Genomic DNA, 18144 nt, shown 5'->3' with positions numbered 1-18144 from the left:
GCCACAGCGGACGCGTGCTACGCGCGCTGACGTACGCGCCCACGGGCGCCGTCGTCGCCGCGCCCACCACCTCCCTGCCCGAGCACGTAGGCGGGACACGCAACTGGGACTACCGCTACACCTGGGTCCGCGACGCCAGCTTCACCCTGCAGGCGCTTGCCACCGCGGCCTGCGAGAAGGAGAAGGACAGGTTCTTCGGCTTCCTCGCCCGGGCAGCCGCCACCCAGCTCCATCGGGGCGTGGACCTGCAGATCATGTACGGCATCGGCGGCGAACGCGATCTCAGCGAACGGCTCCTGCCCCACCTCGCTGGCTGGCGCGACAGCGCACCGGTGCGCACCGGCAACGACGCCTGGCGTCAGCGCCAGCTGGACGTCTACGGCGAACTACTCGATGCCGCCCACCAGACCCTTCCACCCGACGGCCGCATCGCCCCGCCCACCCGCGTCTTCCTGCTCCAGGCAGCCGAAGCCGCCGCCGACCATTGGAACGAGCCCGACCGGGGCATCTGGGAGATCCGCGGGCCGGACAGGCACTTCGTGCACTCCAAGCTGATGTGCTGGGTCGCCCTGGACCGCGCCATCGCCATGGCCCCAGCCCTGAGGGCCGAAGAACGCATCCCGCGCTGGCGGAACGTGCGTGAGCAGATCCGCCAGGCTATCGAGCAACGCGGCTGGAACCCGTCCGTGGGCGCCTTCACCCAGACTTTCGACGGCGACGCACTGGACGCCTCGGTGCTGATGCTCCCCATGGTCGGCTTCCTGCCTGCGCGGGACCATCGGATCCAGTCCACGGTCCTGACGATCGCCACCCACCTAACCGACCGGCACGGCCTGATGCTCCGCTACCTGGGTGATGAGATTGCGGAAGGGGAGGGCACTTTCGTGCTCTGCACCTTCTGGCTGGCCCACGCCCTCGCCCTGACCGGCCGGACCCACCGCGCACGGCAGGTCTTCCAGATCGCTCTTGCCTGCGCCAACGATCTCGGCCTGCTGGCCGAGGAGGCCGATCCCGTCACCGGGGAGGCCCTCGGGAACTTCCCGCAAGCCTTCAGCCACATCGGACTCATCAACGCCGCCCAAGCCATTCGCGACGCCGAGCAGCTGCCCCCATAGGAGGTCACCCTGATCCGGCCCGACCGCGAGCCCGACGCCCTGCCCCCGCGCATCGCCGCTGGCCACGCGGTCACCGTGGGGTGGCCGCCGCGGCGGCCAGCTCGTCCGAGCTGCTGATCGACCCGGGTCTGTACAGCCAGCGGCTCCGGACGGAATCGAGTTGATCAGGGCCCTGGCCCAGCGGATCCTGCAAGAGCTGATCGAGGCCGAGGCGACCGCCCGGATCGGTGCCGAGCCCGGTGAGCGCACCGACGCGTGCACGACCTGGCGCAACGGGCACCGCGACAAGACTCTGACCACGCAGGCCGGCGATCTGGAGCTGGCCGTCCCCAAGGTCCGCACCGGCAGCTTCTTCCCCAGTCTGCTGGAGCGCCGGCGCCGGATCGACCAGGCGCTCCCGTCTACCTCGATGCCACCTACTGCAAGGCGCGCGTGAATCACCAGATCGTCTCCCGCGCCGTGGTCGCCGCGACCGGGATCACCGAGGACGGCGGCCGCGAGGTGCTCGGGCTGATGGTGGGCGACAGCGAGACCGAGGTGTTCTGGGCCGAGTTCCTGCGCTCCCTGCGCGAGCGCGGTCTGACCGGGGTCCGGTTGGTCATCGGCGATCACCACAGCGGTCTGGTGAAGGCGATCCGCAAGGTCATGCTCGGTGCCGCCTATCAGCGCTGTCGCGTTCACTTCCCGCGCAATGCCTTCGCGGTCATCCCGAAGGATGCGGGCGAGATGGTCGCCGCGACCATCCGCACGATCTTCGCTCAGCCCGCCGAAGCCGCGGTCCGGGCTCAGCGCGACGCCGTCGCCGACGTGCTCGGCAAGCAGTTCCCCAAGGTCAGCCAGATGCTGCTGGAGGCCAAGGACGATCTCACCGCGGCCGCGGCCTTCCCGGAACGACAGTCGAGTCGGCACGGAGCGCGGTGCCGGGATTGCTCCCGGTCCGTCTCTCCGTGCCGCTCGCCGAACCCGCCGTGCGCCTCTCGACGCAACGGGCTCTCCACGGAGACTGCCGTCATTGGGGCTGTGGAACCCAGGGGTTGGGGATGCGAGCACCTCGCCATCGGTAGCGGGTCACGGTGACCTTTGCTCCGACTGGAGCAGCGGAACCGGGAAGGGGGTTCAGGACGCCGAGGCCGTAGATCGTCTTGTGCCGGGCGATCTCAGCCCCGCGCATGAGAGCAGCTTGGGGTGCATCTGGATACACCCCGGTCGGGCAGCTACACGCAATGGCGGCCCGCCCCCGAACCGGAATCGTCGTACCCGACACCGACGGGCCCAGCGCCCGTACGGCACACCACGGCAACGACGATCACCACAGGGGACGGGCGGCATGCAGACGAAGAAAGTGGCGTGGAAGGCGGAGGCGGGCGTGTTCCTCGCCGTCGCGTTCGTGGCGGCGGGGGCACTGGGCGCGGCGCAGGGCGCGACGGGGATCCCGACCGTCGTCCTCCAGTTGACGCAGTTCGGCCCCACCCTGGGGGTGGCGGCGGTGGCCCTGCTGTGGCCGTCCCGGATCCGACACCGGCTCGTCGGCACCCTGCCTTCCCGCCGGCCGAGTGAGCCGGGCGCACACTGCCCGAACCCCGTCCCCTCCCTGATGCTCCTCACCGCACCGCTGATCATCGCGCTCACCGCGGGCACCTACGCATGGGTCGAGGGCACCCTCCCGATCACTGACCCGAGCACCCTGGGCAGCCCGTTCGCGCTGATCGTCGTCGCGCAACTGATCGGCGCGTGCGGCGAGGAGATCGGCTGGCGCTGTCTGCTCCAGCCTCTCCTGCGGACCCGGTTCGGCCCGCTCATGTCCTCGATCACGGTGGGCGTGGTGTGGGGCCTGTGGCACGTGCAGGTCTTCACCCACGCCCCGGCGTACGCGGCCGGGTTCCTGCTGGCCACGGTGGCGATGTCGGTCGTCCTCGGGCTCAGCCAGGACCGCACCTGGACGAACCGGCTGCTGCTCGCCGGCGGCTTCCACACCCTCATCAACCTGGGAATGCTGCTCTTCCTCAACGACGAGTCCGGCGCGGACCTGGCCATGATGCTGTTCGGTCTCGCCGCCCTGCTGGCGATGGTCCCGTGGGTGCTTCGGGGACCGACGACTAGGATTCTGCCGACGGCGCACAGGGCGCGCTGACGCGGGGGAACACACGTGACGACCACGACCACACCACAGGGGAACCCACCCCCACTCCTCAGCCGACTGATCGCACTCGGCCGCTGCCAGCTGCTCTCCCTGAACGCCTTCGCGGTCTCCGCCGTCGGCTCGCTCGTGGTCGGCGCGCTGCTGCTCCTCCCCATCGGCGCCGGATTCCCACTACTGCCGCCCGCGGCGACGGCCCTGCGCCAACTCTCCGACCGCTACCGCGCATGGGTCACCCGATGGACGGGCACACCCGTCAGCCCACCCGAACCGCTCGCCCACACCGGTACCGGCAGCCGCCGCGGGCGAGCGGTCGCCGTCCTCGGCGACGAGGGCTTCTGGCACGACCTCCGATGGGCCTGGCTGGAGCCGCTGGTCGGCGGGCTGCTCGTCGCCGGGCCGCTCGCACTCGTCGACTACGGGCTGTTCGGTGTGCTGGTACAGCCGTTCATCTGGCCGTTCATCGGCCCCGACAATTGGTACGCCATCGTCCCCGTCGACTCCGCCGCCACGATGCTCGCCGCCGCCGTTCTCGGTCTGGGGTTCATCGCTGCCGGGCTGCTCCTCGCGCCCACCACACTCGAACTGCACGCCGCCTGGAGCAGCCGGGTCCTCGCCGCGCCGCGCACCGCCGAACTCGTCCGCCGCATCGAGCACCTCACCGACACCCGGGCCGACGCGCTCGACGCCCAGGCCGCCGAACTCCAGCGCATCGAACGGGACCTGCACGACGGCGCCCAGGCCCGCCTCGTCACTCTCGGCCTCACCCTGGACAAGGCCACCCGCCTGCTCGACACCGATCCACCGGCCGGCCGCGAACTCCTCCTCGAAGTCCGGGCCACCTCCGCCCGAGCCCTCCAGGACCTCCGCGAGCTCGTCCACGGCATCCACCCGCCGATCCTCACCGACCGCGGCCTCGGCGACGCCGTCCGCTCCCTCGCCCTGGACAGCCACCTCGACGTCCACGTCGAGACCGCGTTGCCCGGGCGGCTCCCGACCCCCGTCGAGTCCGCCGCCTACTTCGCCGTCGGCGAGCTGCTCGCCAACGCGGCCAAGCACTCCGGCGCCCGCGAGGTCCGCATACGCCTCGCCCACGCGGACGCCGCCCTGCACGTCACGGTCACCGACGACGGCCGCGGCGGCGCCGACACCTCCCGGGGCAGCGGCCTGCACGGCATCCGGCGCAGGCTGAGTACCTTCGACGGGATCCTCGCCCTGCACAGCCCGCCGGGCGGACCGACCATCGCGACCCTGGAGATACCGTGCGCGTCGTCATCGCCGAAGACCTCTTCCTCCTCCGCGACGGCCTGATCCGAACCCTCCAGGACTACGGCTGCGAGGTCGTCGCCGCCGTCGACAACAGCCCCGAGCTCCTGCGCGCCCTGCGCGAGCTGGAACCCGACGTCGCCGTCGTCGACATCCGCCTGCCCCCGACCTTCACCGACGAGGGCCTCCAGGCCACCCTCGCCGCCCGCCGCGAACGCCCCGGCCTGCCCGTGCTGATCCTCTCCCAGTACGTCGACCAGCTCTACGCCCACGAACTCCTCGCCGGCGGCCAGGGCGCAATCGGCTACCTGCTCAAGGACCGCGTCACCCGCACCGCTCAGTTCATCGACGCCCTCCGCACCGTCGCCTCCGGCGGCACCGTTATGGACCCCCAGGTCATCACCAAACTCCTCGCTCGCAGCAACGCCCGCGGTACCACCGCCGACCTCACCCCGCGCGAACACGATGTCCTCAAACTCATGGCTGAGGGCCGATCCAACGCCGCGATCATGAGCACCCTTCACATCAGCGAGAGCGCCGTCGCCAAGCACACCGCGAGCATCTTCACCAAGCTCCGCATCGAGCCCTCCGCCGACGACAACCGCCGCGTCCTGGCCGTCCTCACCTACCTCAAGCGCTAACGGCTCGGTCCGCGATGGTTGCTCAGTGGGCAGCCGTGACTTCAACACCGTTTAATGAAGGACACACCTTCATGACCGCCGAGCACGGCACCTGGCTCCTCGATCGCCTGTAGCGCCGACCGCTCGTTCGTAATGCACCGTCGGCGGTAGCGGTATGTCACGGGTCGTCGACAGTGACAATCCAGAGCAGACAGGGTCTTGGCCTGCATCTTCACCGGTCAGCGTTCCGCTCCCAGGCACAGCGGATGCCCGGCTCGGTGTGCCGGGCATCCAGGCCGACGCACCACCCCGGCCATCACTCGAAGCCGTCGAGCCGCAGAAGCCTCGGTTGCCCACGGTCCCACAGCTGACATGACGCAGCGTTACCACCGCGTACGGCCGGCGCCGTGGGCAGACGGCCCGTCATGGCCGCTGCCGCAGCCGCCCCGGTTGCCGACACAGCTGCGCCCGGCGCCGGAGCCGCGGTCTCCATGACGGCCGTCCGGCGGGCCTGATGCGGCCTCACGGAGGTCGTCGGCGGCGTGTGGCAACCCAACCAAATGTGGCGCGGGGGAACGGTGGGAGAGCGCGGCCTGACTCGCGCGCCTGGTGGTTCGTGCGATCGCCGGTCAGACCCGCTGGGGGTCAAGGGTCGCAGGTTCAAATCCTGTCGTCCCGACTGTGAAGTCGGTTGTGAGAGCGGGCACTTGGGAAACCAGGTGCCCGCTCTCACTCGTTTCCCGGGAACGTGTGGTCGCAGGGTGGTCGCGCCCGGCGCTGTGACCTGGCGGTTTGCGGGTGAGATGAGTGCGGGGTAATCGCGCCGCCCGATGATCCGTCAGGTGATCTCGCGGGGGAGGTCTGCGTGGTCGAGTGCGTCGGCGAGGGCGGTGACGGCTTCGCGGGCGGCTTGGGGGAGCAGGTGGCCGCAGATGTTGACGGTGGTGGCCAGTCCTCCTCGCCCTCTCCGCCTGCGGGAGCGACAACCCGTCGATGAACCCCGGGCAGGCCGAAGAGCTGGGGGCGGCAGACGACGAGAACCGTGTTCAGCGCGTCTTGAAGGACTTGCGCAAGGCCGCCCGATCCTGCCACGAGTCCGCAGCGGGGCCCTTGGTCATGTCGGTGAAGAAGCTGTCGTGGCGGACGAAGAACGCGGCCCGCTCCTCGTCGGTCATGGCCGCGACGTCGGCCAGGCCCTCGAAGTAGCCCTCCCGTGCGGCGCCGGGGGCGAAGAGCATCAGGAACTCGGCCGGCTCTCCCGAGATGTTGCCGAAGGAGTGGACGCCGCCCGGTGGAATGTAGAGGTAGTCGCCCTGGGAGGCGTCGAACCAGCGCTCGCCGTCGAAGATGTGGATCTCGCCGGACAAGACGTAGAACGACTCGGACATCGTCTTGTGGAAGTGCGGGCTGGTGCCGCCGACCTGGCCGGTGAGCCGGTTCTGGTAGAGGCCGTACAGCCCGTTCGTGCTGAGCCGGGTCGACAGGTAGTGGAACGCCGACCCGTTCGGCGCGACGTAGTCGGGCGGCGTCCCGGCCGGGCGGAACGAGGCGACACCGGCCTCGCCCTCGTCCCGGTCGTAGATGATCTCGGGGTAGTCGGGTGACAGGAAGGACACGTCGATCTCCTCTGGTTGGTCCTCGTGTACGGAAAGGGGGCGATGGCGCGGCGGCGGTCAGTCGGCGTCGAGGAATGCGCGGGTGAGCCCGACCAGGCCGGTCGGGTCGGCGAACCAGTCCATGTGCCCCTGGCCCTCGACCTCGACGAGTCGGCTGCCGGCGATGCCGGCGTGCAGCTGCCGCGAGCCCTCGACGGGGATCATCGCGTCGTCGGCGAACCCGACCACCAAAGCGGGTGCGGTGATGGCGGAGAGCAGGGGGCGGAGGTCCACCCGGGCGCCGAGGTCGATCTGGCGGCCGATGCCGGGCGGCGGCCAGGCGTCCGCCAGGGAGTCCGCGAGCCCCTGGTGGCCGAAGCGGTCCAGCGCTGCCGCGCTGAAGCTGGTCAGAGCCGAGAAGCGCTTGAACATTTCGCGATCGGTGTCCAGCAGCTTGCGCCATGTCTGGAAGTAGTACTGGTCGCGCGGGCCGGTGGAGTGGGCCCAGCCGGCGACCAGGATGAGGCGGCGCACCAGCTCCGGCCGGGTGGCCGCGAGTGCGGCGGCGGCGACCGCGCCGAGGGAGAAACCGAGCAGGTCCACCGGGCCGTCCACCGCCGCCCGGGTGGCCGCGGCGACCTGGTCGGCGATGAGTTCGACGGTCAGGGCTGTGCCGTCGTCCGTGGTTCGCCCGCTGCCGCTCAAGTTGGGCCGCACCACGGTACGGGTTCCGGTGAAGTGGTCCACCACGTTGCCGAAGACCTTGTCGGCGTCGCCGCCGGTGCCGTGCACCAGCACCAGACCGGGCCCCCGGCCGTCGACTTCGTAGTGGACTTCGGTACCGCGGACCGGGATTAAAGGCATAAGGATCACCGCTCGTAAGATCAGTGCCGATTAGATGATAGCTAAGATAATGAGCGCTCAGGCGAGCGTCAACTAAATGAGTGCTAAGATAAACCTCTGGAGGTGGATGGCCCATGACCGACGCGGTCGGAGCACTGCTGGAGCAATGGCGCCGGGAGCGCCCCGACGTCGACTTCTCGCCCATCGGCGTCGTCGGGCGCCTGATGCGGATCTCCCGCATGTGGGACAAGGAGATCAAGGACTTCCTGGCCGGACATGGCCTGGAACCGGGCGAGTTCGACGTGCTGTCCACACTGCGGCGCTCCGGCGCCCCCTACGAACTGACCGCGGGGGGGTTCCTCCGCACATCCCTGGTCACCACCGGGGCCATCACGCTGCGGGTGGACCGGATGCAGGACAAGGGCCTGGTCACCCGGGTCCGGGACGAGGGCGATCGCCGAACGGTGAAGATCCGTCTCACCGGCCACGGGCTGGAGACCATCGACCGCCTCCTGCCCCTGCACCTGGCCAACGAGGACCGCCTGCTGCAGGGCCTCGGCGGCGATGACCGCGAGAACCTCGCCGCTTTGCTGACCGGCCTGCTGGAGTCCTACGGCGACACTCCGGCACCGCCGGGAGCCGGTAAGTAGCCGCCCGGGGGCGCACGTACCACCCGGCAGCCCCCTCCTACACGCCGGCCCAGCGGCGCAGCGTGGCGGTGGCCGCCGTGGCGTCGGCGGTGGGGAGTTGGGAGATCCGTACCGAGTGCGTCCCGCCCGGGACCTGGAACAGGTACGAGTCCCGGGAGCCCTCGCCCAGGCGGAAGGGTTCGGCGACCGAGGGGTCGGCGGCGCCGTTGACGAACATCAGGCGCTCACCGCGGGTGCGGACCCAGCGGTCCACGTCGCGCATCGCCTGCGGCCGGTACCGCAGCGGTACGTCGCGGGGGACGAAGGTGCGCGGCTCGGTGGCGCCGGGGTAGCGCAGCAGGTCGGCCAGGTGGGCCGTCTCGACCGGGAAGTAGCCGAGCTGGCTTCCCAGTTGGTAGAAGTACGGGATGAACTCGTTCGCCACCGCGTCGGCGTAGACCGGCAGTTGGGCGACCTCGGAGAGCCAGTCGTACAGGGTGTCGTCGGTGGCGTCCGGAGCAGGCACCGCCGGGCACGCGGCCTGTCCGCGGCCCTGCCAGAACATGAACGGCGCGCGCAGGACGGCGATCTCGAAGGCCTTGTCGGCGCTGCCGACCAACTGGAAGCGGTCGCCCCGGGAGTCGGCCCACGCCTGGTACCGGGCGACCAGGGCGGTGCGGCGTTCCAGCAGGGCCCGCTGCGCGGCCTGCAGGGCGCCTCGGCACTCGGGGGTGCCGACCGTGCGCAGGAAGTCGAGGTAGGCGGAGTCGTCGCGGTCGTCGACGTTGTTCGGCGCCGAGTAGGCGATGGAGCCGGCCACGTCCTGCGGGTAGAACCGGCGGTGGTAGACGGTGGTCATGCCGCCCTTGCTGCCGCCGGTGGAGATCCACGGCGCTCGGTAGACCGCGCGCAGGGCCTCGATCACGTGGTGGTGGTCGGCGGCGGCCTGCCAGATGTCGAGGTCGTTCCAGTCGGCGGGCTCGGGCCGGGAGGTGCCGAAGAACCGCTGCTCGGTGCTCACCTGGTTGCCGTCGAGCAGTTCGGCGGGTTCCGAGCGGTACTGGGCGGTGGAGACCCCGTAGCCGCTGGTGTACAGCACGGTCGGGCGGTCGGCGCTGCGGTGCAGGAGGGTGAGCCGCTGCTCGAAGCCGCCCCGCTCGGGGTGGCGGTGGTCGGCGGGCTGGTGCAGCGTCAGGACGAAGAAGCGGAACCCGGGCGCGGCCGGCTTCTCCTCCACGATCCGTAGGCCCGGCACCGCCTCGATGGCCGCTCGGATGTCGGCCGGTCCGGTCTCCGCCGCCTGAGCGGGCACAGCGGCCGTTCCGGCCAGCATCATCACCACCGCCGTCGCCGTCGTGGCCAGCAGCCGTCCGAGTTGCCTGCGCAGCATGGGTCTTCCTCCCCGTCGTCGTCGACTCCCAGTCAACCGGGCCTCCGACCTGAGCGGATCCCACTCCGAGGGGGGATCCGCCTCCCTCCCGAAGGGGAGACGCGCACCCCTCCCCGGGCGACCGTTCACACTGCCGAGATCCCGCTGACAGCCATCCGGCACTCATGGCATGGCCTTCGTCCGGCGAGTGCGCTCGCTGCGTGCGGTGACCGCGAGTGTCACGGCCGTGACCACGGCGAGGGCCGCCCACGCGGGGGTGAAGCTGTGGGTGGTGTCGCGGAGCAGCCCGAGGGCGGGCGGGACCAGGATGACGGCCAGTTGGTTGACAGCCATGATCAGGCCGAGGGTGAAGCCGGTCCGGCCCGGTGGGGCTGATTCCGCGAGGTGGGCGACCCAGGGGCCGTACCAGCCGATGCCGAAGAAGCCGAGCCAGGTGAACAGGAGGGCGGCCGCCGGCGGGGACTGGCCGGCCGGTGTGGTCAGGGCGGTCAGGCCCGCCGCCACCGCGGCCATGCTGACCAGGACGGGCCGGTAGCGTCCGGCGCGGTTGCGGTCGCTCCAGGCCGCCAGGGCGATCCGGCCGATCGCCCCTGCCACCTGGGCCGCTACCAGGACGGCGGCGGTCGGGCCCGCGCCGAGGGACGTCACGTCGTGGAGGTACAGCGCGCCGAGGACGCCGACGCCGCCGTGCACCGAGACCAGGCTCATGCCGGACAGGAGGATCCTCGTCATGGAGCGCTCGCGCAGCATCCGCAGCCGGGCCGGCGGCGAAACGGACGGGCTCCCCTCCGGCACATCGGGCGGTGCGTCGTCGGGAGTGTCGCCCGGGACGGGCCGGGCGGCCGCAGTGGCGGGTGGCCGCCGGTAGAGGGTCATGAAGAGCACGGCTCCCAGGAGCGCGACCAGCCCGCCGACCATCAGCGCCGTCCGCCACCCGTAGGACGCGGCCACCGCCGGCAGGACAGCGGCGGCGATCGCCCCGCCCAGCGGCAGTCCGGCCTGGCGCACGCCCATCGCCAGCCCGCGCCGTGCGGGGTCGAACCAGGCCGCCACCGACTTGCTGCCTCCGGGCTGCGCGGTGCTGTAGCCGGCGCCGACGACCAGCAGGACGACGAGCAGGGACGCATACCCCTGCGCCAGGCTTCCGAGGAGCAGGCCTGCGGCGACCACGCCGGCGCCGATGCCGACGACCCAGCGCTCGTTGTGGCGGTCCAGCAGCTCACCGGCCACCAGCAGGCCGACCAGCGGGACCAGTTGGGAAGCCGACAGGAGTAACCCCAGCTGGGCGGTACTGAGGTCCAGCGAGCGTTGGAGGGGGACGGCCATCGCCCCGATGCCCTGCACGAAGAAGCTGGAGGCCGCCTGGGTGAAGGTGGCGATGGCGAGGACCACCCAGCGGTACCGGGGCAGGTGAGCGGTGTTCCGGGAGTCGTGCCGCACCCCGTTCGTGGTGCGGTCGGTCGCGGCTCGGTCGATCACGGTGCGGCTGGTCGTGGTGTGCTCGTTCACGGGCGCCGGTCCGGGGCCGCGCAGCAGTGGTCGGCGAAGCCGAGTTCGCGGCGGAGCGGCTCTCCCTCGACGGAGGCCAGCGGGTCCACCCGGTAGGCGCCTCGCTCGCGGAACCACTCCAGGAGGTCCCGCAGGATCACGAGTCCGTGATCGCGCCTGCGGTACTTCGGATCGGTGGCGATCCCGATGACCAGCCCGACCCGGCCGGTGCGCAGGTGCGGGCTCGGGAGCCGCTGTTCGACGCTGCCGACGCCGTAGGCCGCGAGACCGTTCCCGCCGTCGACGACGAGGACCCGCACGTCGTCCGCCTCGATCTGCCCGTGCAGCACCGCGGACAGGGCGTCGCACCAGGCCTCCTCCCCGGCAGGAGGGATGCCGCGGTTGGCCCAGGGAAAGTCGAACGAGAGCGCGCGCAGCCGGACGAGTTCCGCTACATCGTCAACTTCCGCAGGGCGTACGACGACCCGCGTGCCGGTGTGGTGACTCATGCCGACCAGCCTGATGTAATGGCCTTATGCAACTCAACCCTTACGGTGAGGACGTCGTGAACCTCGCCGCGGACCTGGCCAACCGACGTCCGGGAACCGTCGAGGAGCTGACGGAGCGTTGCCGCGCGGCCGGGCTGGTGGTCGACGGACCGGTCCCGCCGCAGGACCTGGCCCGCACCCTCACCCTGCTGGACGCCTGGGAGGAGGTGGTCGACGCGGCGGACGAACGCGAGCGGGCCGAGCGGCTCAACCGGATGCTGGCCGCCGGCGCCGCCCACCCCCGGCTGACCGACCACTCGGACGGTGGCTGGCACCTCCACTACCGCGACGACCACCAGCCGCTCACCGCCGTACTGTCCTCACTGATCGCCGTCGGCACCGCGTTCCACCTGGTGGGGCGCGGCATGCACCGGCTCGGCCGGTGCGCCGTCGCCGAGTGCACCACGATCTTCGCCGACACCACGCGAACCGGCCGCCAGCGCTACTGCTCCCCACGGTGCGCCAACCGCGACGCGGTCCGCCGCCACCGCGCAACCGCAGCACAGTCGGCGAACGGCGTGGTGCGGTGCTGCGCCCGACCCTCGGCCGGTGGATCGAACGCGCCGCGGACCTGACGATCCTGCTGCCGTCCGTCCTCGCGATCACGCTCATCGCCCTGGCCTGGCCCGGCGGCGGACGCCTCGCCGTCGCAGCCGCCGCCACCTTCCTCGGCATCCCCTATGCCGTACGGATCGTCGCCGCCGCGGCCGCGCCCATCGCGACCGCCGGGTACGTCGAGGCCGCCGCCGCGGGCGGCGAGAACCTCTGGCGCCTGACCGTCCACGAGATCCTGCCCAACCTGCGCTCCACCGTCCTCGCCCTGTTCGGCCTGCGCTTCGTCGAAGGCGTCTACATCGTCTCCGTCGCCGCCTTCCTCCAGCTCGGCCCCCAACCCCCGGAAGCCGACTGGGCGTTGATGATCCGCGAGAACGCCCCCGGCATCACCCTCAACCCGTGGGCCGTCGGCGCGCCCTGCCTGACCATCGGTCTGCTCGCCATCAGCGTCAACCTCGCCGCCGAAGCCCTCGCCCCCGCCCGGCCCACCCCGGAGACCCCGCTGTGAGCACGCCCGTCCCCGCCGCCCGCGCCACCGGACTGTCCGTCACCCTCCGGGAAACCCCCGCTGCTCACCGGCGGCACCCTCAGCCTCACCCCGGGCCGCGTCACCGCCATCACCGGACCCTCCGGCGCGGGCAAGACCTCCCTGCTGCGCGCCCTCACCGGCGCCCTGCCACCCGGCGCGCAGGTCACGGACGGAAGCCTCACCGTCCTCGGCCACGACATCCTCACCCTCCCGTCCGAGGAACTGCGCCGACTGCGCCGCCACCAGCTCGCCTTCGTCGGCCAGGACCCCGGCTCCGGACTCAACCCCCGCATGCGCGTCGACCGGCTCATCACCGAGACCGCCGCCGACCGCCGTGGCGTCTCCGTACCTGACCTGCTGCGGCACCGTCCGGCTGCCGGCCGACGACGGTCTCGAACACCGCCGCACCGCCAGCCTCTCCGGCGGGCAGCAGCGGCGCGGTGGACGGTGCGTTCACGGGTCGCCCGCGCCCGGGACGAGCTCGTCGCACGGCCGCGCTCGGCGGAGTCGGACGATGGCTGCCGCCCGGGTGGGAAGCCCGCAGGTAGCCGGAGCGGCCCTCGTACGCGGGACTTGAGGCGTGTGGAGAGCCGTTCGTCTGCCCTGACGACCTGACGGACCGTTCCTCGGACGGTCTTCGGCTGCGTGCTGGCAGCCTGCGCCGCGTGGACCTGGTGGCCCGCGGCGCAGGGTGTCCCGAGGACCTCGCTCGAAATGATTTCCGAAAATCACCGGTCTGTTCTGGAACTCGGTCGGGCCATAGGCCGACTGCTGTGACGGACGCCGTCGCCCGGCGGCGTCCGCCACGACGGAGGGACGGACCATGCCGCAGCAGGGCCAGGACTTCCGGTACCGCCGCAGAAGACCGACCGCGCGGCGGACACCGGGAGCAGCGGAATGACCCGCGCCGTGGAGGTCAACTCGCCGCAGAACGCGGACCGCTGGAGCCTGGTCGCGGTGGCCGGGATGTTGTCCTTCGTGGCGATGCTCGACATGAACATCGTCAATCTCGCCCTCCCCGACCTCTCGCGAGGCTTCGGTATCTCCGCCGAGGCCGCGCAGTGGGCGGTGCTCGGCTACCAACTCCCGGTGGTGGCCCTGCTGCTGCCCGCCGGGCGCTGGCTCGACCAGGTCGGGACTCGCCCTGCCCTGATGTTCGCAGTGGGCGGCTTCGCCCTGTGCAGCGCGGCAGCCGCGGTCTCCCCGTGGGCCGTCTGGCTGGTCATCGCCCGGCTGGCCCAGGGGGCCTTCGGGGCCGTCCTGTTCGTCCTGATGCCGGTGCTTGCCGCCCGTTCGGTACGGCCCGAGCTGCGCGGGCGCGCGATGAGCGTGCCGGCCACCCTCGGGCCGCTCGGAGCGGTCGCCGGACCGGCGGTGGGCGGGCTGCTGCTCGACCACCTCGGCTGGCGGGCGATCTTCCTCGTCAAGCTTCCGGCCTGCGTGGCCGCCCTGCTGATCGCACGTCGCAACGCACCGCTCGGCGGTCGGCTGCGCCTGCCCGACCGGTCCTCGCTCGGTGACGCGGGCCTGGTCGGCGGCGCCATAGCAGCGCTCCTGCTGGCACTGACCCTCTCCCCGAGCTCGCCGGTCTGGCTGCTGCTGGCCGTCCCGGCCGTCCCGCTGGCCGTCCTGTGGCTGAGAAGACCCGGCGGGAGGCCCGTCGGCTCGACGCTGCGGGACTCCCGGACGTACGGGGTCAACGGAGCCGTCCTCGCTCTGGCGGCGGGCTTCGCCGCGATGCGCTACGTGCTCGTCCTGTACCTGCAGCTGGACGATGCGGTGAGCGCCACCGCCACCGGGCTGACCACGCTCTGCTTCCCGCTCGGGATGGGCCTGGCCGGGCCGCTCGGCGGACGGCTCGCGGACCGCTTCGGGGCCCGGCCGCTCGCCACCGCCGGCGCCACCGTGACCGCCCTCGGCCTGCTGCTGCTCGTCCCGCTGGACGCCGGCTGGTCTCTGGCCGACGTCGCGTGGCGGTTGACTCTGGCCGGTGTCGGCATGGGCCTGTACGGCGGGCCCGTCCAGTCGCTGGTGATGACCGCCGTACCACCGGACCGGATTGCCACCGCGGGGTCGGCCGTCCAGCTCGCCCGCAGCCTCGGCTTCACCCTCGGGCCCGCCCTCGCCACCGCCGCCTGGGGCTTGGGCGGGGACGGCGTCGGCGGCGTACGGGCCGGACTGGGGCTCGCCGCAGCCGCCGCGTGCGTGGCCGCACTCCTGCTCGCCGTCCACGGCCGACGGACCGCCGGCCTCGCGCAGACCACCTGACTGCACGCCACCTCAAGGAGAGCACCCGATGTGCGGAATCACCGGCTGGGTGTCGTTCCACCAGGACGCCCGCTCCCAGGCCCCGGTCGTCGAGGCGATGACCGCCACCATGGCCCGCCGTGGCCCTGACGCCGACGGAGTCTGGCTCGGCGCGCACGCCGCGCTCGGCCACCGCAGGCTTTCCGTCATCGACCTCACGGGCGGAGCGCAGCCGATGGCCGACCCGTCCGGTGTCGTGCTCAGCTACAGCGGCGAGGTCTACAACCACCACCAGCTGCGCGCCGAACTGCACCACCTCGGCCACGAGTTCCGCACCCGCAGCGACACCGAGGTGGTCCTGCGCGCCTACCAGGAGTGGGGCGAAGGCGTCGTCGACCGACTGGAAGGCATGTACGCCTTCGCGATCTGGGACGAGCGCAGCGAGCAACTCCTACTGGTGCGCGATCGGTTGGGTGTCAAGCCGCTGTTCTGGGCCGAGATCGACGGCGGCCTCGCCTTCGGCTCGGAGCCGAAGGCGCTCTTCGCCCACCCCGAGCTGAGCCCCCGGGTCGACGCGGCCGGGCTGCGCGAGGCGTACAGCCTCCTGTTCAACACCGGGCCCACCGTGTGGGCCGGCGTCCGCGAGGTCCAGCCGGGCGGGCTGCTCACCATCGGCCGCGACGGCGTGCGCGAGCGACTGTACTGGCAGCTGGAAGCTAGCCCGCACGAGCACGACCGGGACGCCACCGTCGAACAGGCACGTTCCCTGGTGAACCGGGCCGCACGGGCCCAGCTGGAGGCGGACGTACCGCTGTGCAGCCTGCTCTCCGGCGGGCTCGACTCCACCGTCATCACCGCGCTCGTCGCCGACGAACTGCGGCTCAGCGAAGGGCCGCAGGCACGCCTGCGCTCATACGCCGTCGACTACAGCGATCAGGCCGAGCACTTCACCGGCGACATCCTGCGCACCGGCCACGACACCCCGTACGCCACCGAGGCGGGCGCCTTCATCGGGACCGACCACAGCACGGTGGTCCTCGACCCGCGTGCACTGCTCGACCCCGAGCACCGCAGGGCCGTGGTCGTCGCCCGGGACTCGCCGATCGGCGTCGGCGACATGGACACCTCGCTCTACCTGCTCTTCGGCGAGATCCGGCGGCACTCCACCGTCGCGCTCTCCGGCGAAGCCGCCGACGAGGTCTTCGGCGGCTACCCCTGGTTCCACAACCCGCAGGCGCTCGCCGCCAAGACCTTCCCCTGGCTGCTGGTCACCGGCGACGAAGCCGCAATCCCGCTCAACCCCGGCCTCGCGGAGGTCCTGCGGATCGGCGAGTTCCGCGCGGACACCTACCGCACCGCCCTCACCGCCGTTCCACACCTCGGCGTCGAGGACGAAGTGGAGCACCGCCAACGGGAGATGCAGCACCTCTCCCTGACCCGCTGGCTACGCCAACTCCTGCACCGCAAGGACCGGCTCAGCATGGCCCAGGGCCTGGAGGTCAGGGTGCCCTACTGTGACCACCGCCTCGTCGAGTACGCCTTCAACACCCCCTGGTCCATCAAGAGTTACGACGGACGCGAGAAGAGCCTGCTGCGCGCCACCGGCACCGGCATCGCGCCGGAGTCCGTCCTGTGGCGGCCCAAGAACCACTACCCCGCCACCCACCACCCCGAGTACAACAGCGGTCTCCAGCAGATGGCCCGCGAAGTCCTGCCCACCGTGAAGGACCTGGTCGACGAGAGTCGGATCAAGCCCGGCCTGGACACCCCGGCCGACCAGCTCCAGTGGGCCCACCGGCTGCGCCTGGAGCGAGTGGTCGACCTCGCCCTGTGGCTGGACCACTACCGCCCGGCCATCACCCTCTGACCCCCACCCGTCCCCGAAGGAAGACCGGCATGGCCCAGTCCGAGCAGAACCCGCCCGCCGCACCCCGCTGCCCCGTCACCGGCGCCACCGCCGACGAGCCGATAGCGCTCTACGGCAGCGCCTACAAGAGCGACCCCTACGACCTCTACCGCGAGATGCGCGAGGCCGGCCCCGTGCACCGGGTTCGCTTCCCCAGCGGCATAGCCGCCTGGCTGGTCACCGGCTACGAAGCCGCTCAGCAGACGCTGGGCGACCCGCGCCTGGGCAAGAACCACTCACTCGGCAACGACACCTGGCGCAAGCTCGCCTCGATCATGCCCGAGCCCCAGCACTCCCGGCTCCAGGTCCACCTGCTCCACCAGGACCCGCCCAAGCACACCGGCATGCGCCGCCTCGTCCTCGACGCCTTCGCGCCGCGTCGCATCGAGGCCCTGCGCCCCCGCTTCCAGGAGATCGCCGACGCCCTGGTGGACGGTCTTCCGGGCGAGGGCGGCGCCGACCTGGTCCAGGGCTTCGCCGCACACTTCCCGTTCCGGGTGCTCGCCGAAGTCATCGGCCTGCCAGTTGAGTTGGCGACACGATTCGACCGGGACTGGGGCAAGGTCGTCCAACCGGTCGGCCCCCAGGACCCGGGCCGACCCGCCTACGAGGGCCGGCTCCGCGCCCTGCAGACGTACATCGCCGACGTGGTCGCCCACAAGCGCGAGCACTGGCAGGACGACCTGCTCAGCCGGCTCGTCGTGGCCAAGGACCGCGGGGAGCTCAGCCAGGAAGAACTCGACTCCATGATCTTCCAGCTGATCGTCGCCGGCCAGGAGCCCGTCACCAACCAGATCAGCACCATGCTGATCGCCCTGCTGCGCCACCCCGACGAGCTCTCCCGCCTGCGCGACGAACCCGCGCTGCTGCCCCGGGCCGTCGAGGAACTGATGCGCTACGACAGCGCGTTCGAACTGACCACCTGGCGGTTCTTCGCCGAGGACAGCGACCTGCACGGCACCCGTATCCCGGCCGGGGACTCGGTGATCGTCTCCCTCTGCGCGGCCAACCGCGACCCCGAGCAGTTCCCCGACGCCGACACGCTCGACCTCGACCGCACGCCCAACTCCCACCTGGCCTTCGGACACGGCATTCACTTCTGCCCCGGCGCCGCCCTGGCCCGCGCCGAACTCCGGATCGCCATCGGCACCCTGCTCGCGCGCCTGCCCGGCCTGCGGCCTGCCACCGACCTCGACGAGCTCGAGTGGATCCCCGCCGTCCTCGCCCGCGGCGTCAACCAGCTGCCCGTCAGCTACGACAAGCGCACCTGACACAG

The 18144-nt window shown here is 71.6% G+C and carries 16 protein-coding genes and 1 pseudogene; 12 read left to right on the top strand and 5 right to left on the bottom strand.

What is annotated here, in order from left to right; all coding sequences use genetic code 11:
• From ACZ3UD_RS29440 to ACZ3UD_RS29420, 5 genes and pseudogenes are all read left to right on the top strand, one after another.
• The coding region (locus ACZ3UD_RS29440; RefSeq protein ID WP_465594212.1) for a glycoside hydrolase family 15 protein at positions 1 to 1115 on the top strand (1115 nt) is incomplete at its 5' end.
• A 154-nt stretch (positions 1116 to 1269) separates the two neighbouring features.
• Positions 1270 to 2003, top strand: a pseudogene (locus tag ACZ3UD_RS29435) (IS256 family transposase); the annotation flags it as partial.
• Between the two features lie 439 nt (positions 2004 to 2442).
• Entirely contained in the window at positions 2443 to 3246 is an 804-nt protein-coding gene (locus ACZ3UD_RS29430) for a lysostaphin resistance A-like protein (protein ID WP_465594209.1), read from the top strand.
• 15 nt (positions 3247 to 3261) lie between these two features.
• A complete protein-coding gene (locus ACZ3UD_RS29425; RefSeq protein ID WP_465594206.1) occupies positions 3262 to 4563 on the top strand; it encodes a sensor histidine kinase in 1302 nt (433 codons plus the stop codon).
• Positions 4515 to 5159, top strand: a complete 645-nt coding sequence (locus tag ACZ3UD_RS29420) for a response regulator transcription factor (RefSeq protein ID WP_465594203.1) — start codon at positions 4515 to 4517, stop codon at positions 5157 to 5159. Before ACZ3UD_RS29425 ends, ACZ3UD_RS29420 begins: the two co-directional genes overlap by 49 nt.
• 1025 nt (positions 5160 to 6184) lie before the next feature.
• On the opposite strand, the gene ACZ3UD_RS29415 is transcribed toward ACZ3UD_RS29420, so the two are convergent.
• Positions 6185 to 6754 carry a cupin domain-containing protein gene (locus tag ACZ3UD_RS29415; protein ID WP_465594200.1) on the bottom strand — a complete coding sequence of 190 codons (570 nt, stop codon included), beginning with the start codon at positions 6752 to 6754 and terminating at the stop codon, positions 6185 to 6187.
• A 57-nt stretch (positions 6755 to 6811) separates the two neighbouring features.
• Positions 6812 to 7597 (bottom strand): alpha/beta fold hydrolase, encoded by a 786-nt coding sequence (locus ACZ3UD_RS29410; protein ID WP_465594197.1) that lies wholly within the window; start codon positions 7595 to 7597, stop codon positions 6812 to 6814.
• Positions 7598 to 7710: 113 nt separating this feature from the next.
• Here ACZ3UD_RS29410 and ACZ3UD_RS29405 point away from each other — a divergent pair, with 113 nt between their 5' ends.
• Positions 7711 to 8226 carry a MarR family winged helix-turn-helix transcriptional regulator gene (locus ACZ3UD_RS29405; RefSeq protein ID WP_465594194.1) on the top strand — a complete coding sequence of 172 codons (516 nt, stop codon included), beginning with the start codon at positions 7711 to 7713 and terminating at the stop codon, positions 8224 to 8226.
• 37 nt (positions 8227 to 8263) lie between these two features.
• Here the strand turns inward: ACZ3UD_RS29405 and ACZ3UD_RS29400 are convergent, their stop codons facing one another.
• From ACZ3UD_RS29400 to ACZ3UD_RS29390, 3 genes are all read right to left on the bottom strand, one after another.
• Positions 8264 to 9595: a S28 family serine protease gene (locus tag ACZ3UD_RS29400; RefSeq protein ID WP_465594191.1), complete on the bottom strand. Its 1332-nt coding sequence runs from the start codon at positions 9593 to 9595 to the stop codon at positions 8264 to 8266.
• A gap of 162 nt (positions 9596 to 9757) precedes the next feature.
• Entirely contained in the window at positions 9758 to 11035 is a 1278-nt protein-coding gene (locus ACZ3UD_RS29395) for an MFS transporter (protein ID WP_465594224.1), read from the bottom strand.
• 65 nt (positions 11036 to 11100) lie between these two features.
• Complete coding sequence (locus ACZ3UD_RS29390; RefSeq protein ID WP_465594188.1) at positions 11101 to 11592, bottom strand: GNAT family N-acetyltransferase; 492 nt, start codon at positions 11590 to 11592, stop codon at positions 11101 to 11103.
• A gap of 26 nt (positions 11593 to 11618) precedes the next feature.
• On the opposite strand from ACZ3UD_RS29390, the gene ACZ3UD_RS29385 reads away from it, so the two are divergent.
• The 6 genes from ACZ3UD_RS29385 to ACZ3UD_RS29360 all read left to right on the top strand — a co-directional run bounded on the left by ACZ3UD_RS29385 (position 11619) and on the right by ACZ3UD_RS29360 (position 18139).
• Positions 11619 to 12206: a CGNR zinc finger domain-containing protein gene (locus ACZ3UD_RS29385; protein WP_465594185.1), complete on the top strand. Its 588-nt coding sequence runs from the start codon at positions 11619 to 11621 to the stop codon at positions 12204 to 12206.
• Complete coding sequence (locus ACZ3UD_RS29380; RefSeq protein ID WP_465594182.1) at positions 12158 to 12694, top strand: ABC transporter permease subunit; 537 nt, start codon at positions 12158 to 12160, stop codon at positions 12692 to 12694. Before ACZ3UD_RS29385 ends, ACZ3UD_RS29380 begins: the two co-directional genes overlap by 49 nt.
• Before the next feature lie 60 nt (positions 12695 to 12754).
• On the top strand, positions 12755 to 13330 hold the full coding sequence (locus tag ACZ3UD_RS29375; protein WP_465594221.1) for an ATP-binding cassette domain-containing protein: 576 nt from the start codon (positions 12755 to 12757) through the stop codon (positions 13328 to 13330).
• Positions 13331 to 13612: 282 nt separating this feature from the next.
• Positions 13613 to 14983: an MFS transporter gene (locus ACZ3UD_RS29370; RefSeq protein WP_465594179.1), complete on the top strand. Its 1371-nt coding sequence runs from the start codon at positions 13613 to 13615 to the stop codon at positions 14981 to 14983.
• Positions 14984 to 15011: 28 nt separating this feature from the next.
• On the top strand, positions 15012 to 16829 hold the full coding sequence (gene asnB, locus ACZ3UD_RS29365) for an asparagine synthase (glutamine-hydrolyzing) (RefSeq protein WP_465594176.1): 1818 nt from the start codon (positions 15012 to 15014) through the stop codon (positions 16827 to 16829).
• 29 nt (positions 16830 to 16858) lie between these two features.
• Positions 16859 to 18139 (top strand): cytochrome P450 family protein, encoded by a 1281-nt coding sequence (locus tag ACZ3UD_RS29360; RefSeq protein ID WP_465594173.1) that lies wholly within the window; start codon positions 16859 to 16861, stop codon positions 18137 to 18139.
• The last annotated feature ends 5 nt before the right edge of the window (positions 18140 to 18144 follow it).

The organism is Kitasatospora sp. NPDC023118 (assembly GCF_055560875.1).
Note: the sequence above shows the minus strand (reverse complement) of the source record. Positions and strands in the feature narration are given on the sequence as shown.

Excerpts from the sequence above, each read along its gene's own strand:
- ACZ3UD_RS29430 (WP_465594209.1), top strand. The coding sequence starts at position 2,443 with ATGCAGACGAAGAAAGTGGCGTGGAAGGCGGAGGCGGGCGTGTTCCTC.
- ACZ3UD_RS29410 (WP_465594197.1), bottom strand. The coding sequence starts at position 7,597 with ATGCCTTTAATCCCGGTCCGCGGTACCGAAGTCCACTACGAAGTCGAC.
- ACZ3UD_RS29405 (WP_465594194.1), top strand. The coding sequence starts at position 7,711 with ATGACCGACGCGGTCGGAGCACTGCTGGAGCAATGGCGCCGGGAGCGC.
- ACZ3UD_RS29400 (WP_465594191.1), bottom strand. The coding sequence starts at position 9,595 with ATGCTGCGCAGGCAACTCGGACGGCTGCTGGCCACGACGGCGACGGCG.
- ACZ3UD_RS29390 (WP_465594188.1), bottom strand. The coding sequence starts at position 11,592 with ATGAGTCACCACACCGGCACGCGGGTCGTCGTACGCCCTGCGGAAGTT.
- ACZ3UD_RS29385 (WP_465594185.1), top strand. The coding sequence starts at position 11,619 with ATGCAACTCAACCCTTACGGTGAGGACGTCGTGAACCTCGCCGCGGAC.
- ACZ3UD_RS29370 (WP_465594179.1), top strand. The coding sequence starts at position 13,613 with ATGACCCGCGCCGTGGAGGTCAACTCGCCGCAGAACGCGGACCGCTGG.
- asnB (WP_465594176.1), top strand. The coding sequence starts at position 15,012 with ATGTGCGGAATCACCGGCTGGGTGTCGTTCCACCAGGACGCCCGCTCC.
- ACZ3UD_RS29360 (WP_465594173.1), top strand. The coding sequence starts at position 16,859 with ATGGCCCAGTCCGAGCAGAACCCGCCCGCCGCACCCCGCTGCCCCGTC.